Annotated in this window: 7 protein-coding genes and 1 pseudogene; 2 read left to right on the top strand and 6 right to left on the bottom strand. The window is 62.4% G+C overall.

What is annotated here, in order from left to right; translation table 11 throughout:
- Positions 1 to 512: 512 nt before the first annotated feature.
- The 6 genes and pseudogenes from ACM9NP_RS18875 to ACM9NP_RS18850 all read right to left on the bottom strand — a co-directional run bounded on the left by ACM9NP_RS18875 (position 513) and on the right by ACM9NP_RS18850 (position 11437).
- Positions 513 to 1175, bottom strand: coding sequence for a hypothetical protein (locus ACM9NP_RS18875; RefSeq protein ID WP_415648065.1), 663 nt, complete (start codon positions 1173 to 1175; stop codon positions 513 to 515).
- Positions 1173 to 1352, bottom strand: a pseudogene (locus ACM9NP_RS18870) (RHS repeat-associated core domain-containing protein); the annotation flags it as partial. The pseudogene ACM9NP_RS18870 and the gene ACM9NP_RS18875, both read right to left, overlap by 3 nt.
- 35 nt (positions 1353 to 1387) lie before the next feature.
- Positions 1388 to 1963 (bottom strand): hypothetical protein, encoded by a 576-nt coding sequence (locus tag ACM9NP_RS18865; protein ID WP_415648064.1) that lies wholly within the window; start codon positions 1961 to 1963, stop codon positions 1388 to 1390.
- Between the two features lie 106 nt (positions 1964 to 2069).
- Positions 2070 to 2420: a hypothetical protein gene (locus ACM9NP_RS18860; protein WP_415648063.1), complete on the bottom strand. Its 351-nt coding sequence runs from the start codon at positions 2418 to 2420 to the stop codon at positions 2070 to 2072.
- A 323-nt stretch (positions 2421 to 2743) separates the two neighbouring features.
- On the bottom strand, positions 2744 to 8764 hold the full coding sequence (locus ACM9NP_RS18855; RefSeq protein WP_415648062.1) for an RHS repeat-associated core domain-containing protein: 6021 nt from the start codon (positions 8762 to 8764) through the stop codon (positions 2744 to 2746).
- A gap of 36 nt (positions 8765 to 8800) precedes the next feature.
- Positions 8801 to 11437: a LamG-like jellyroll fold domain-containing protein gene (locus ACM9NP_RS18850; RefSeq protein ID WP_415648061.1), complete on the bottom strand. Its 2637-nt coding sequence runs from the start codon at positions 11435 to 11437 to the stop codon at positions 8801 to 8803.
- A gap of 2292 nt (positions 11438 to 13729) precedes the next feature.
- On the opposite strand from ACM9NP_RS18850, the gene ACM9NP_RS18845 reads away from it, so the two are divergent.
- Both ACM9NP_RS18845 and ACM9NP_RS18840 read left to right on the top strand, forming a co-directional pair.
- The gene (locus ACM9NP_RS18845) at positions 13730 to 14356 is read left to right on the top strand and encodes a hypothetical protein (protein WP_415648060.1); all 627 of its coding nucleotides are present in this window, start codon (positions 13730 to 13732) and stop codon (positions 14354 to 14356) included.
- The gene (locus tag ACM9NP_RS18840; protein WP_415648059.1) at positions 14353 to 15501 is read left to right on the top strand and encodes a hypothetical protein; all 1149 of its coding nucleotides are present in this window, start codon (positions 14353 to 14355) and stop codon (positions 15499 to 15501) included. The genes ACM9NP_RS18845 and ACM9NP_RS18840 overlap by 4 nt, the downstream gene beginning before the upstream one ends.
- Positions 15502 to 15702 lie beyond the last annotated feature (201 nt).

The raw sequence follows: 15702 nt of genomic DNA, 5'->3' as shown, positions 1-15702 counted from the left end.
ACCAGGACCGAAGAAGACTCAGAACGGGGATACAAGCCAGCCTCCGTGCACCCGAAGAACGCGGCTTCGCCGGACTCAAGAAGTGGCGGATCCTCCGGCGTTTGCACTGTTCAACATGCCGGGCCGCCGACATCTTCCGAGCCATCTCCGATGTCAACCACACAGGATGAAAAAGGCTCAGTGTGATCTACGCCAGAATTGAATCACATCGCGAAAGAAGGACAGGAGGACGATAATACGGAGACGCGAGCTCGACTTCAAGAGCCTCTTATCACCTCGAGGAATCTCAGATCGCAGCTTCATGGAAATACCAAGGGCAACACCCAGCAAAGCAGCCCAGGAAACCCCGGCAATTGCCGCAGCCACCATAGTGAACGATGTGGAGGCGATCAACGCTACGGCTATGAATATTCCCATTATGCAAGGAAATATACGCGCCAGGATAACCAAGGCTCGATACGATGCAAATTGGTTCAATTCAATCGAGATTTCGTCTATCTTCATTCTATTCCTCACTCTAGTGGAATCACAAACGTATAGCCTCTTCCAATTTCCCATGAGGCGATTCCTCCTGGTATACCTATTTCAATCCCACCACCGACTCCAAACGACAAAGAAATATCCCCGGCATCAGAAACTGCGATTTCGCCTTCTACAACGCCGAGAACTCCTGTGGCAGTATTGGTGTATGTATCCCAACCTGCCAGCTCATCGAAACTTCTAGCAGTTGACTCGAATGAGCTAAAAGTTCCTTCAGCGCTGGCTCCAAGACCAATCCCAGCATGCGGTCGGATCAGCAATCCCCATCCATCTTCTGGTGTTTCAACAATGCATACGTCTATACCTGCTCCGCCAACCACTTGTGCACTGGCGCTTCCACAAACTCCGACTGAAGTATCGCCGCCAGAAAACCAGTCAAGAATTCCAGATATAGAGTTGCAGGCGAGGTCGTACCATTCGCAAGCAAGCTCAAGCCGGGGAATATTGTCATCGGTAGTCTGCAGACCTCGCCCAGGTACTTCAGAAAAATATCTGCGTTGCGGTACGGGGATGTAGTTTCCGTTGCCGTCGTTGCGGTAGGTTTTGCCTTTGTTGGTGTAGTGGGAGTATCCGCCCTTGTTGGGGTCGACGTAGGCGCGGTCGTGACCTGGTCCGTCGTGGGAGGGGACGTACATCCCGGAGGGGTCGCTCTTGGTGATGGGGGTGTTGTTGGCGTAGGCGTAGCCGTGGATTTGTTGGGGGTCGGTGAGGTCGGTGACGGGGTCGTCGGAGATGAAGCGGCCGAGGTTGGGGTCTTATTCACGGGCGCCGATGTGTGTGAGGCCGGACGGGTCGTTGGTTCCGCCGACGAAGCACTCGTCCTCGGTCTGGGATCACCTGCCCCGCATCAATTCTGCTCCAGGATCTTATGGCGGTAATAGGCGGCGCACTCTGCCGCTTCATCCATCTCCGCGATTGAAAGGATGTCACCTTTGCCATTGCTGACGCCAAAGTAGAACTCAATACTGGACGGGTCTGTCTTGGCAGGATGGTGCGGAAAGTAGTCCGCATCCAACGGAAACCCAGTATCAGTTTCGATCAACGCCGAAGATGTCTCCACCCTGAACCTGACCTCAAGACTGTTCGACAACTCGCCCAACGGAGTGACCACCTCATCCCACCCCGAATCATCACCCACCACAACCACACCCGACCTCGTCAACTCCGCGTTCGGACCCACCACACTCCACACGATCGGCGCCGTCCACGGCCCATCAGCATCCGGCGGCGGAGTCGTGTCCTTGACATACACGCCATCCAATGACTCACCAGCGCACAGCGGCACATACAACACCAACCGACCACCCACCACCGCATGACCAGCACGGAAAAAGAAGGCCTCATCCTCACTCGGAAAGAACAACCCACACGCCGCAGTCAACCCCAAAACCACCGACACCAAAACAACCCGCAGAACCCTCACGGCGACCTTTCGTTGGACAGAAAGCAGTCAGCATCACGACGACAACGGACATCGATCGTATTTTGAAGAAAGCTTACACCCCACCATGAATGCATTGGAATGAGTCCTAATGCGATCGAAAGGCGATGGCCAGGCCGAATACCAATCCTATAGTGACGACAATAATGGTATTCCGCATAATCGCCCGTTTACGGTAGCGAGCAAGTTCTCCACGACTGCGACGAAGTTCAACAACGCCCACAGCAGAACGATAAGGAGGCGGAATGGCCCACTTCGGCTGATTGTAATAGACAATCGTATACCACATTATCGGACCAATGATCGCAACGATCGCCCCGAGGACGATAGCCATCGCTATCATCCATATCGGCGCAGACTTCGGTCCCAGTCCCGTGGCCTCAGACCACAACACCGGTATCACCAGCAACACCAGCGCACAACCAACAATCGTCGTCATTGGGAACGTACGTGGAATTGCCCTGCGCACATCTGACGCGTGGGGGGCTTCATATATATCTCGCTCGGTTTCAATCAGATGACCTCGCCAATGCCTAGGCAACATCACCAACGTCACAATGCACCCGAGCGCGAAAAGCGCAGAAAGGATCGAGAATTCTACGATCCCAATATCAAACCTGGATGACATTACCACCCCTTCTTTCCCATTAATCAACCAGAGGCTTATATATAAGTGTTTTGTATTCAGATTCTCGCCAGCGTTAACGAGTCGAGATCTCGCCGAGACAACCTTCCATGTATTTGAGTAGTGCCCGAAGTTCTCTAATCGAATAGTCCTCCTATCCAACCTCCCGTAATACTTCCGATTACCGCTCCGGCGACTGCGCCAATGCCAACCCCTACAGCAACACCGATTGGTCCACCGACGAGTCCAACCTTGGCACCAAACGCTGCGCCAGCCAATCCACCCGCGATTTCACCCGCAACCGATCCCGTCGTTGCACCGATCGGTTTCCCATGAGTCACATCGTAAACGCCGACGCCTATCGAAATCGCTGCGCCGATGAAAGGAATGAACTTTGCTGCCTTCTTGACGATAGAGAATGTTGCGAACTTCCCCCAGCCAAGGCCCTTGATCGGGCCGAGTGAGAGTCCGGCATTCTTCAACCGGTTTCCATACTTCTCCATGGCCGCATGATCGCCGGACATGAAAGCGATCTCTAGCTTCTGTAGATCGCTCAGCATCGTTTTTCCGAGCTCCGTTGCCATTCCTGATGAAACATCAAGGAGGGAAGCGGACTGAGACAAGTACTCCAAACCGTATGCGCGAAGGAAATCCTCATTTGGGACATACTTCGGCTCAGGTACGGGGATGTAGTTTCCGTTGCCGTCGTTGCGGTAGGTCTGGCCCTTGTTGGTGTAGTGGGAGTATCCGCCCTTGTTGGGGTCGACGTAGGCGCGGTCGTGACCTGGTCCGTCGTGGGAGGGGACGTACATGCCGGAGGGGTCGCTTTTGGTGATGGGGGTGTTGTTGGCGTAGGCGTAGCCGTGGATTTGTTGGGGGTCGGTGAGGTCGGTGACGGGGTCGTCGGAGATGAAGCGGCCGAGGTTGGGGTCGTATTCACGGGCGCCGATGTGTGTGAGGCCGGACGGGTCGTTGGTCCCGCCGACGAAGCCCTTGTCGCTGGGCCAGGTGAGTGCGGCGGTGCCGCGGGGGTTGCCGTACGGGTCGGAGTAGCGGAATCCGATGTCGACCTGTCCGGAGTGTTCCATGTAGATGGTGGATGTGCCTTGGTGGTCCGACAGCAGCCATTTCAGGGTGATGCCTTCACGGACGGCGATCGTCTTACCGAGGTACGTGTAGTAGCGGGTGCAGGAGACAGCATCCGTCGGCGAGAGTTTCAGTTCCTGCCCGGGAAGGTACAAGACCGCGCCACCATCGGCATCACGGCGGATCAGCCGCTCACCATCGGGCGAGTACACGTGGGACGTCACGGCGTCACCGACGCTCACCGTGTCGAGCTTCCCCTGCGGGGTCCACGTCAGTTCCTGCGTCGCACCGTCGGTGTCCTGGCGAGAGGTCATGTTCCCGGCCGGGTCCCAGTCGAACTCGGTGACCTGTCCATCGGTCGTCGCCGTCGAGACGGTGTGCGGCTGAGCCGAACCCGCTACGGGCATGGCGTAATCCGTCGTCTCACCCGTCACATTGTTCGTCATCGCCGTACGGTTCCCGATCGCGTCGAAGGCATACGACTGCCAGTATGCGGCCGGACCACCCAAGCCACCAGTAGCCGGAGAGACAGAACAATCCCCGTCTGAGGGCGTCCACGCGCTCGTCAACCGGGCCAAAGCGTCGTAGTCGAAACACTGATTGTCGCCGGTGACGGAGTCCGAGATACCCGTGATGTTGCCCGCCGGGTCATACGCGTAACTCGTGTTCGACACCAACGACGGCGCGTTCTCCTTCAGAATCCGCGTGGACGTGACACGGCGGGTCGCATCGTCGTACTGGTACGACTGCATGGCATATGCCATGTTGTGGAGATATCGCACCGATTGAACCTCACCTAGACCCGTGTAATCAGTGGCCGCCGCATAGGTTCCTTCGCTGGCGACCCGCGTCCTCAATGGCAGCCCAGTCCGCTGGTCGTACTCGAACAAATAGTTCTCACCATACGCACCCGCAAATCCGTGGTACATGATCGACTCAGGTGATCCCTCAACTGCAAAAGAACGACTAAACTTGTACGTTCCAGCCAATGCCCCTTCGGTCTCCGGGATGATGTGCTGACCACTCACGATGTTGTACAGGTTGTCGTACTGGCCGACGTCCATTCGGTACTCGGCGCCATCGTCGAACGTGGACCATCCAGAGAGGTGTCCCCGGGCAACGCGCCCGAGGGGGGCGTCGTACCGCCACGCGGACAGTTTCACTCCGCCGGTGACAGTCCCGTCGTACAGCTCGGTCTTGCGCCCCAGCACGTCGTACACGTAGGACAGGGTGATGCCGCGTGCGTCTGTCGTCGACAAACGATCACCGGCGGCATTGTAGGTCGACGTGGTGGTTCCGCGATCGGGATCGTGCTCGGCGGTCTGGTTCCCTCGGATGTCGAAGTCGTACGTCCACGCGTTGCCGACATGGTCGGTGACGGTGACGAGTTTGCCCTTGCGGTCGTAGTCGTACCAGGTCGACTGGTAGACGCCGTAATCGTTGCGGTCCAGGTGTTCGCGCTGTTCGACGGTCTGACCACGGGCGTCGGTGACGGTCGTGCGGGGAACGCCGCCGTCAGGCGGGGTGACGGTGGTGTAGTCGCCGCCGTAGCTGGTCGTCGTGCGCCACAGCTCCGTCTGCTGGTTGAAGGTGATGACGTCGGTGGCGCGGTTGGCGCGGTCGTAGTGGGTCTCACTGCGTGCGGTGATCTCGCTGGTCGGCACGAACAACTCCGCCGATGGTTCACCAGTGGACCGATACGGTCCGACCTTTTCGGACTCTCGACCCACGGAGTCATATCGGGTGTCGGTCAGGATGCGTCCACCACCCGATCCGGGTGAGACTTCCTGAGTCTGGACGGTGCGTAGAAGGCCGTCGAAGATGGTGGTGGAAACGGTGTAGTAGCCGGTGATGGCGACAGTCGCGGCGTTGAGTTTCCTTGTGACGACGGCGTTCGCGCCGGTTTCGGAAACCTGATAACTGTACTCGTAGCTGGGGCTGTGGCCCGTGCTGCGCGTCGGCAGCCACACCTTGATCAGGCGGCCGAGCGGGTCGTAAACGGTCGCAGTGATCTTGCCGTTGACGTCGGTGGACGTGATCGCGGCGCCGCGCAGATCACGTGTCTCGGAGCTGGTCCATCCCAGTGGGTGCGTCGTCGTCACGCTCGTTACCACACCCGTGGCGGGAGTGTATGTGGTGCCGGTCTTGTTGGCGCGGACGTCCCATGTGGCGGAGACCCGGCCGAGAGGGTCGTACTCCGTCCGAGATTCGACCACATAGGTGGGTTCGCCGTCGACGAATCCGTCAATGGTCTCCGTCTTGGTCAGATCACCCTTAGTGGGTGTAACGCCATAGGCGAGGCCGTCGTAGGAGTATCGGGTGTCGACGATGATGTCGGCGTCCGAAGTCGGACTGGTTCCACAAACGAGCGCGTAGGTTCGGACGCGCAGCATCGGCGTGAGCAGGTTGACGTCCGTGTTGCGGGCATAGTCGGTGAGCGTGCAACGTTCGTCACCGGTGACGTCGATGTCACCGTGGTCGGCGACGGAAGTCGGTGCGCCGTAGCCGTCGAAGGCAGTGTCGGTGCGGGTGGTGCGCCAACCACGATCTCCGTCGAGGACGGTCTGGTCGTGGCGGGTCTGTTCGCCGCGAACGTACCGCGCCTCGGTGGTGTGACCGTCCTCGGTGCGTTCGGCGGTCGGTGCGGATCTCCATGGTACGAAGACCTGCCGCGACACCGGTTCCGTGTCGACGCCGTTGTAGACGGTCGTCTCCCTGGTCAGGCCGGAGTACTGGTTGTGGTCGGTGACGGGGTCGCCGACGGCGGCGGGAACCGTGACGGAGCGGGTGCCACCGGCGGGGTCCTTGTCGCCGTGCATTCCACGGAAGTAGCGAGTTTCGGTGAGGGTCTGTTCGTCGTTCTCACCGACTCGGACACGGACGCCTTCATAGCCGCGATAGTCCGACCAGGTGCGGAATCGCTTCTCCACCAGGAAGTCCGGCTCGTCGTATCGCCAGGCGGGGGTGCCGAGGTATTCGTACTCGGTGGTCTTTGCGGTGGTCTCGGTGAGCTGGTCGTACTCGGTGACGGTCGTGAGCACGTACTTGTGGTACCAGTGCGTCTCCAGTGTGTCCGGGTCGAAGGGCTTGGGCGCCTTCACCGGGTAACACATCCGGTCGTTGTTGCCGGGATCGCTCGGTACGTCCCCGTCGGCGCAATCACGTGGCGAGTAGGCGAGTCCGATGCGAGTTCCGGTTTCGGTCCAGATGGTGCCCATCCGCATCCAGTTCATGGTGGGGATTCCGTCGTAAACCTCGACGCGGTTGTGCATCTGGATCCAGTCGAAGGAGACCTTCGGCATCGCGAGGTCACCGCCGACGTGGCCCGTGCGGGTGATCGACTCGAGCCACAGACCGGCTCGGGTGCCATCGCCGGGGCTGGGGAAGGAGTGATCCAGCGACCAGGAGTCGATGTTCTGGTGTTTCACCGCCGTGGCGTCCCAGACTTGGGTGGTTACCTTCGACAGGCGTTTCGTGGACCAGAAGGACGGCGAGAACTTACCGGCGCAAGTGGACGCGGTGCATTCGGAGTCCCACGGGGTGTCGGGCCAGTTCGCCTCGTCCTTCGTCGCGCAGCTCTCCGTGGTGCAACGGTCGGCGCTGGTGAAGACGACGCGGCCGGGCGCGTTGCCGGTGTACTCGGTGCCGTCACGATTGTCGGTGCCGTAGTCGATGCGGGTGAGTTCACCGCCGCGCGTGTATGTGGCGACGGACGACGCGTCGCCGGCCTTCGCGTACTTGTTCGTCTCGGGGGCGTACCAGAACGACATCGTGTTGCCGTCGGCGTCCTCCACATAGTCCAGGTTCCATTTCCATGCCTGGTCGCAGAACGAGGAGGCGAAGGAGGACGCGTTGCACGGTTCGTCCGGGTGGTTTCCCGCCACTGGAACCGTCCACACGGATTTCGTCTCCGCGTTCCCGCTCGCCCAACCGGGGAGGCGGTTCAGTCCGAAGTAGTATTTCGTGCCGTCCGGCACGGTGACGACCCAGTACTCGTTGCTGTTGTCCGAGTTCGTCGTGTCGGTCTTCTTCTCGATCCGGGTTCCGTCGTCGCTCTTCAAACGCCACGCGCCGGTGTCGTCGTCTTTGACGAGCTCGCCACCGCGACCTGCCATCGTCAGCATCGCGTTGTCGCCGGCCCAACACTTGTCGCCGGTCTTCTCGGTGTTGTTCGCGGCACCGTCCATATCGTTGGCGCACGACACAAAGCGGCGTTCGATCGACCCGATCGAGAGCGCCCACCCTTCACCGATCCAACCGGGCTGGTTGTTGGTCGCCTCAGAGCGGCCGTCGACGGACGCCGAGGAGTAGTCGAACCCGAGGGTCGGCATCGGTCCGGCTCCGACCGGGTTCGGGACATCGATCGGGTAGTTCCAGACGAAACCGCCCGCGTTCCCGGTGTGGCTCCAGGTCGCCGACGGCGACAACGCCGTCGCCGAGTAGTCGCCCGCGCCGCCGCTCGTGTCCGCCATCAAGACGACGCGGGTGCCATCGTCGGTGACCGGAACGGTTGCGGTGACGGTGGAGTCGGCGCGGTCGTTCCGAGTGTCGAGCGCCGCGAACTGATCGCCGTCGGTCGTCCACAGTTTCAATCGCGACGCCCAGTCGGCGCCGAAGGCGTGTTGGAACTTCGCGTAGTCGATCGTGACATCCACATCGGAGTCCGTCGCGGCGGTCACATCGGTGACCACCCCCGCGATACCGAGGGCCGCCGCCACATCCTGCCCGCGCACCTCGACAGAGACCTCCCGAGGCGACGAGGTTCGCACCGACACCGGTGTCCCGCTGACGTGCGTGAGAACCTCGGACGCGTTCACGCGGCCCGACGCAGCCTTCGGCCACACTGGACCTGGAAACTCCGCCGTGGCATCAGCGGCAGCCTGCTGGCCGGGATCGCTCACCGGTTCATGTCCGGCGAGCGAATCGCCATCGGCGAACGGCACGTCGGCGGTATCACCGTCCGGGAGGAACGGTGTGTCCGCCAACGGAATCCACAGCAGCATCGTCGCAATCATGAGCAACGCGATGAATCGGGCGTTAACGCGTTTGAACATCGAGGCGGGGCGGGCCATCAATATCTCCAACATTCGATTCCGGGCGGGGCAGGGCTAGGGCAGGATTCCGTTGGACAGCAGGTCGACCTGGCTGTCCGTGAGTGCGCTTTGATAGACGGCGACGTCATCGATGCCGCCGTCGGCGAAGGACCACGGTTCGGTTCCGGCCTGGGACGCGGCGGCGCCGAGCAGCAACCGACCATCCACATGCCAGGGTTCGGTTGGGCCGGGTGAGACGGCCCGCAGCTCACCGTTGACGTACAACCGCAGTTCATCCGACGCGGCGTCGTAAACCGCCGCGAGGTGATACCACTCGCCGACGTCTGGCGACACCGTGTCCTCGGCGATGAACCAGCCGGGGCTGACGACATCCGCGTCGGGCACGGTCACGCGCCAGCGATCAGTGGACGGCTTGTACTTCAGATACGTCGACGGGCGATGCACGGCTTCCGACGCGACGACAGTGAAGTCGAGAGTCTTGCCGTCCATACGAGCCCACGCCGATACCGAGAACGAATCATCCGTGCGGAAGACAGGTCCGTCGGTCGCGGCATAGCCGGTGGAGCCGTCGACCTCAAGGCCGGAGCTTCCGACGCTTCGACCGATGTTGATCTCGGCACCGCCGAACAGGGTCAGATCACGGTTCCAGGCGGTCTGGTCTTCCGCGACCGTCCCCCAGTCCTCGTCGAAACTCCAGTTCCCGACGAGTTCCGGTTTGAGGATCGGCCCGAGGTCATCTGGGCCGATCGTGAAGTCATCACCGACGACGACCCGGTCGAAGACCCTGACCTGGCCCATCGCGCCGTCGAACGGGCTCCACGTCGTACCGGCGTTGTCGGACGCGTACCCCACGGCCAGTTCGCCGTCGACGTGCCACGATGTCGGTGCGGGGATCTCGGATTCCAACAGACCGTTGACGTAGAGCCGCATGACCCCTTCGGTGCGATCCAGCACGCCGGTGAGATGCGTCCAGACGCCGTAGCGGGGCTCCTCGACCGAGAACGCCTGGTGCCACGTCGGCGACGCCACATCGGCGGACGGCATCTCAAAACCCCACCGCTTCTTCGTGGTGTTGTACTTCAGGTAGAAGCTCGGACGGTTCGCAGCCGCTTGAGCCACAATTGTTCCGTGATCGGTGGGGCCGTCCATCCTCACCCACGCCGAAACACTGAAGGAGTCGTCCGTCCTGACAAGTGACTGTCCCGTCTCATAGCCGCCGCCAGTGAAGGTCCCCGAATCGACGTCGATCAATCGAGCGTCGGGTTGCCATCCGACCGAGCCTGTCGGGGTCAATGCGGGGCCCGCAACATCACGGTTCGTCAGAGCCGCAGCCTCTTTACCGGGACGCTTCTCCAATTCCCAGCCATTACTGGGCGCGGAGGCTGATCCAACCAAGAACGTGAACGACGCCGTCGAACTGTGGTTGCCGCCCGCGTCAACGGTTTCCACGAACAGGGTGTTCTCGCCGTACTTCGGAGGAGCGACCTCGATGACGCGCGGGTCACCGCTTGTAGTCGACACGGTCTCTATGGGTGGCGCGGACCAGCCATAGCGGTATGTCACGACATCGGGATCTGCGGCGGTCACGGTGAATGAACCCGCCTCGCCGGGGCCGCCCATCGGAGCACAAACGTCATCTCCGCACGGGGCGAAGTCGCTCGACGTGATCGTTGGAGCGGCGGGGACTGACGCGTCGACCGTAAAGCCGCACCAGGTTGTCCATGGACTGTACGCACCATGCTGATCCGTGCCGCGGAGGCGCCACTCGTAGGCGCCCCCATCCACAAGGGTCGCGGTGGTGACACTCGCGCGCTGGCCGGCCTGCACGTTCGTGTCCGTGAGGGCCGTGGCGGTGCCACCGATGGGGCGGTGTTCAACGTTGCCCGTGAGCATGTCGGTGCCATCGGCGTCCGGGAGTTTCGCCGTCAAGTCCGGCGTCGTGTCATTGACGACGACCTGGCCGTCAACGCTGCACGCTGTACCGCCGACCATCATGGACGTGGGCGTTCCGGGTACCGAGTTGTACGTGACGACGAGTTTCGCGGTGTCCTGGAGGAACTTCTTCCAGCGCGCCTCAGTCGCCTCGCCGGTGCCGTCTTTCGACCGCGCGGACAACGCGAAAGTGATCGTCTTGTAGTTGTTCGCCGCGGACTGGACGTTCGACTTCAAGTCGGCGTTATGCCACACGGCCGGCGGTTCGTCGGGAGTCCGGCAATCATCCTTATTAGACGCGACCGTAGTGACACCGATGTAGACGCCCAATGTCGCCTTGCTCCACGCCACACGGGTCGTGGAATCGGGATATGTCGATCGATACAGGTAGACGGGCTGTTCATCGCTCTGACAAGACCAGGAGTGCCACAGGTCCACCTGGAACTTGGCGGACGTGATGACCTTGCCCTTCAACGTGCTCACCGGGAAGGTGAACAGGGAACGGTACAACCAACCGTTGCCGGGGTCCCGACCAACTCGGGCGGCGGCCTCTACCGGCACAGCGCCGTAGTTCGAGTTCGAGTTGTTCGCGTAGACCCATCGAGACGGGTCAGCCGCGTAGTCGGGGTCAATGTGGATCGGAAAGGTCACCTCTGGATCGGAGAGCAGCGCCTCATCCGGGATCAGCGCCACCGCTTCGGGTTCCACCTCGATCGCCACAGGAGCGATCTTCGCGCCGTCACCTGGGCCCGTCGGCATCGATATCCGTACTCGTGTTCCGGGAGGCGACGTTCGTGTCCGTCGAGTCCCACATGGTCGCTGGTGCGGCAGCCGCGAGGTTCTCCCCGTCTCCAATGACCCGAAGTCCCCCGTCAGCCGCCGGGTGCACCTCCGCGTCACCCCCGGTGTCAAAACGGATCCGAGACAGGGCCGGATCAGCCGCGGCTTCCGCCGTCTTCACAACCAGGACGTGGGTGAACCCACGCGGCGTCGCTCGAACAACGAGATCGACGTCGTCCAACACATTGGAGTAAGTCGCGCTGTCCCCATCGATCGATGGTTGGGGAAGGGAACCGGGCCAATCAAGGGTGAAAGTCGATCCTTGGGCACCCGTCAGCTCCACTAGTGGCTCATCCCCACCCTGCGAAAAACTGACATCCGCGACGGTCGCGCTCGGCGCGTACCGTCCATCCGCCCTCGGTTCCAAACTGACGTCGATCGAATGCCACGTGCCATCGGGCCGTTGAGAACGTTGAGGTTCCACGGCCGTCTCGGCGGTCATCGTCCCGTCGGGTTCCGCGAACAACTGGTCATACGGGGTACGAGAATCCAGAACCTCGACACGGTGGCCACATTGCACCGCCAATGCGGAAGCTTCGCCCTCGGTCGTGGCGGTGTCGGAACATTCAAGTGGATCGGCTGACGCCTGCAGCGACGGCACGGTCGCGAATGCGACAGCACCAGCCGTTAGGCACACAAGGGCACGACGAAACACGGACATGAGCAAGTAAGAACCTCAATGGATAGTCGAGACGAGGAGGGCCGTGCGACACAGGTCGCACGCGGGCAAATCAGCGTTTCGTCACGACAAGAGCAGATCCGGCATGGGTACACCTCGGGCACAAGGGGTTCGACGGCTCCGTGAGGAGCACAAGGGGCGGGCGTTACCTCACTGCCGGTGCGGACAACGAGCACGAATCTAAACGATCACGACCGAACTCGTCAAGGTGGCGACCGGAGGTGGCATAAAGATGCCAATACCTTGCGCGCGGTGAGGGATGGTGCCGCGGACTGCGGGAGCGAATGCTGTGGACATTCGTTTGTGGAGTTGCCTTGGGTTACGGGAGCTGTCTGCCGGGCACGTTGTCGCTGGCCGGGTGGTCGTCTTTTGCGGCTTGGTGGGTCTCCGTTACCGCTGCGCGCAGAACGGTTTCGACGCGTACACCGCCCCACCAAGCCGAAAGTCTGCGGCCACATGGTTGGGGTGGAGCCGTTTTGGCAGGCGGGAGTGTTCGACCTCTCGATGGAGGCGTGGCGGCTTCGCGGTCGGATGCGGCGGTGGGAATTGAGTAGCGCCTGAAGGGCGCCTTCCATCGAAGCGGCGTCAAACCTGTTCGACTTGGCACAACGATTGGGGGGCGTGCCTTCACGAGACGCCGCAGCCGCTTTCGGCTTGGTGGGGCGGGTTACGGGACCGCAAGGCAAGCCACGGGCAGGAAGGGAGACCCACCAAGCCGGGGAACTCAGCCACTGTGGGGCGGAAGGATTCGCTTCGGCTGTGCGGCAGAAGGAACGGCTTGGGTCAGTCCACATGTGACGTTCTGGCCTGATTGAGGGCTGGCGATGGGTCGATGTTTCTGGGTGTTCTGGCTGGTCGGGGGTATTGATCGCGATGATGTCGTTGTGCCATTTTGGTGGGTGGGGTTTGACAGCGACTACAACGCATGCGCTAGGGTTCCGTTGTGGCCGTTACTCCGCGTAACGCGGGAACGGTCGCATCATAAGAGTTCCCACCCGATCGGGCAGCGTCGGATCGAGTGTGGAGATATAAGACGACCGGAGCGGCACGTCCTGGAAAACAACCCGCTCCGGTCTTGAATCGAAAGGAGGTTCCCGTCATGGACGGAAACCAGTCTCGTTCCGCACCCATTGTGCCAGCCGGGTGACAACCCGGCTACTCGATACCGCAGAGGTATACGGGCGTCGATCCTTAGGCCCGCCTGAACTGCGGTTATGTCCCGACCCGCCCGCGTGGGCTTCGCCTCCGCATCCGGGTCGGCTTCATCCTCACGTGTTCCCTCGCTGGGCCGCGTGAGGCTCCCCGGTGGTGCTGAGAGGGCGGGTTTCGCGCTGCGTTCTCGGCCCGTCCTCCCCGTGCGTGTTCTTGGGGCGGAGCTTTGCCTGGCCGCGACCCGCCACAACGGACACACACGACGGACCTCGCGCAAGCGAACCGCGCCCTCTCCGCCCACCACAATCACCGCCGTCGACTGTCGATTAGGGATGACACCGGCAGTCCACCGCCTTGTCCTCTTTGGGGGTTCATTCGTCATGCCCATCTACGACCCGACCCACTGCCCGATCGGCCCGACCGAGCAACGTCCCGCTGAACGCGCCGCCGAGCCTTCCGCCGTGGAGCGAGGCACCACGACGACGCGGACGTACGCGCTCGCGCCGTCACGTCCCTCGCGCGTCCCCGTGCCGCCCAACGACTCCACCACGCCCGCCCCGTTGGTCGCGGGTGGCGCGGTCCATACGGGGATCGGCCGCCCCGACGACCCGCCCCGGCCCCTGGGCCTGTTCAAACTCGGACACCGACTCATCACCGCCACCTACGTCGGCGACGGCGAAGCACGCCTCGACCTCCTCGGCGCGGGCGGGACGGTCGCGTCACCGGTCGGATCGGTCGCCGGAATCAACACCGCCGTCCCGCTCCTGTTCCCACACCCCGCGCAACGGTACTGGGTGAGCGAACCCGCGATCGTGTGGTTCCTGACCCGCACCACCACCGACCGCTACCGCACCACAACAGTCGCACCACCCGAGCCGACCGGGGCACCGGAACCGGCACGGCCACCTGTCGACGCCGTGCCCCAGTTGGCCTGTGGCCCAACAGATCCGGACCCGACACCCGCAACCGGAAGCCCCCGCGCGGGGCGGACGGAGGCGCGGACGTGACGACACTCGAATGGAATCTCGACGTCGAGCCCGTCCCCGTCGTCGGTGCTCGTTCTGGTGGAGGGTCGGTGGTGTCGCTGTTGACGGTCGTCCGACCCGAACCGGGCGAACGCGACCCGCACAAGGAGCGTCTCGGTCGGGAACGTGAACGCGACGCCGCACGAGAAGCACGGCGGGCGCGGTATCCGATACCCGAACCCGATCCGACCGGCACCGCGTGGGACCGCCTCGGCTGGAGGGAACGCGTACTCAACGCCCACCGCGCCCGCGTCGACGCGGCACTGACCGAACGCCGAAAACGCGACCAGACACCGGCACTGGTCGTGCATACGACCGCCAAGCCCGACCGCCGGCCAGAGGCCGGAACCGTGGATGGTCCCGAGCCCGCGTTCGTGCCCGTCGAGAAACACAACCGCGACCACTGGCGCGACTTCGCCCGACGCATCCTCGACGACTGCGCACCCGACGACGACGGTTTCGACTGGTGGGGAACCAAACCCCGTCAAGCCGCACCGGACAGTGACGGTGACGACAGCCGCACCGACGCGAGCACACGACCGCTTGTTCCGCCGACCCGTCCGTTCGAGTTCCGCAGGCCCAACGCGACCCGTCCCATCGGGCGAGCCACCGTCTACTCACGACAGAGCAGAGCATTCAGGACGCATCCGCCGATACGGCCCACCACGACACACGTCGTCCAGGCACCACGCGATCACACCCGCACACCACCGTGGCGCGGCGAGACCCGGACCGTCCAGAAGCCGATGAACGACCCCGAACCGATACGTGTCCCCGCCATGGCGTCAATGGACGACGCGGGAACGGTCCACGAGGATGGTGCGTCGACACACGTCCCCAGGTGGAACCCGATCCGTCGCATGCTGTTGTGGCTGTTCGGGACCCGGCTGATCAACCGCCCGTACTGGTGGGCGAAGACCTGCCGCGACTGCCGTACCGAATGGCCGTGCCGCACACTCGTCCACGAACTCCACCAGCGATACGCGACCCTGGGCAGGGTCGACACGGCGGCGCGGCACGCCGAACTCGAACACCTCTCCCACACCCGACGAAGGAGCTCTCGGGGACGTCCAGAACGTGGGCATCGACGACCCGCACCACGGCACTTGACGCCGACGTTGACCTGACCGTCGCACCGGCGGGCCAGCTGCGGAAGCCCGCCGCAGCGTACGGGTCGGCTCTTGCGGCTTGGTGGGTCTCCGTTGCCGACGCCGCAGAACAGTTACGACACGAACGGCGCCCCACCAAGCCGAAAGTCCGCGACCACCCGATTGGGATGGGGACCATCCCTGGGCCGGGTGGTCACCCGGCTTCGGCTTGGTGGGGCG

Origin of the sequence: Stackebrandtia soli (genome assembly GCF_965137155.1) — a bacterium.
Classification (GTDB): Bacteria; Actinomycetota; Actinomycetes; order Mycobacteriales; family Micromonosporaceae; genus Stackebrandtia; species Stackebrandtia soli.
The sequence above is the reverse complement of the archived record's forward strand: the minus strand, read 5'-3'. Positions and strand labels throughout refer to the sequence as shown.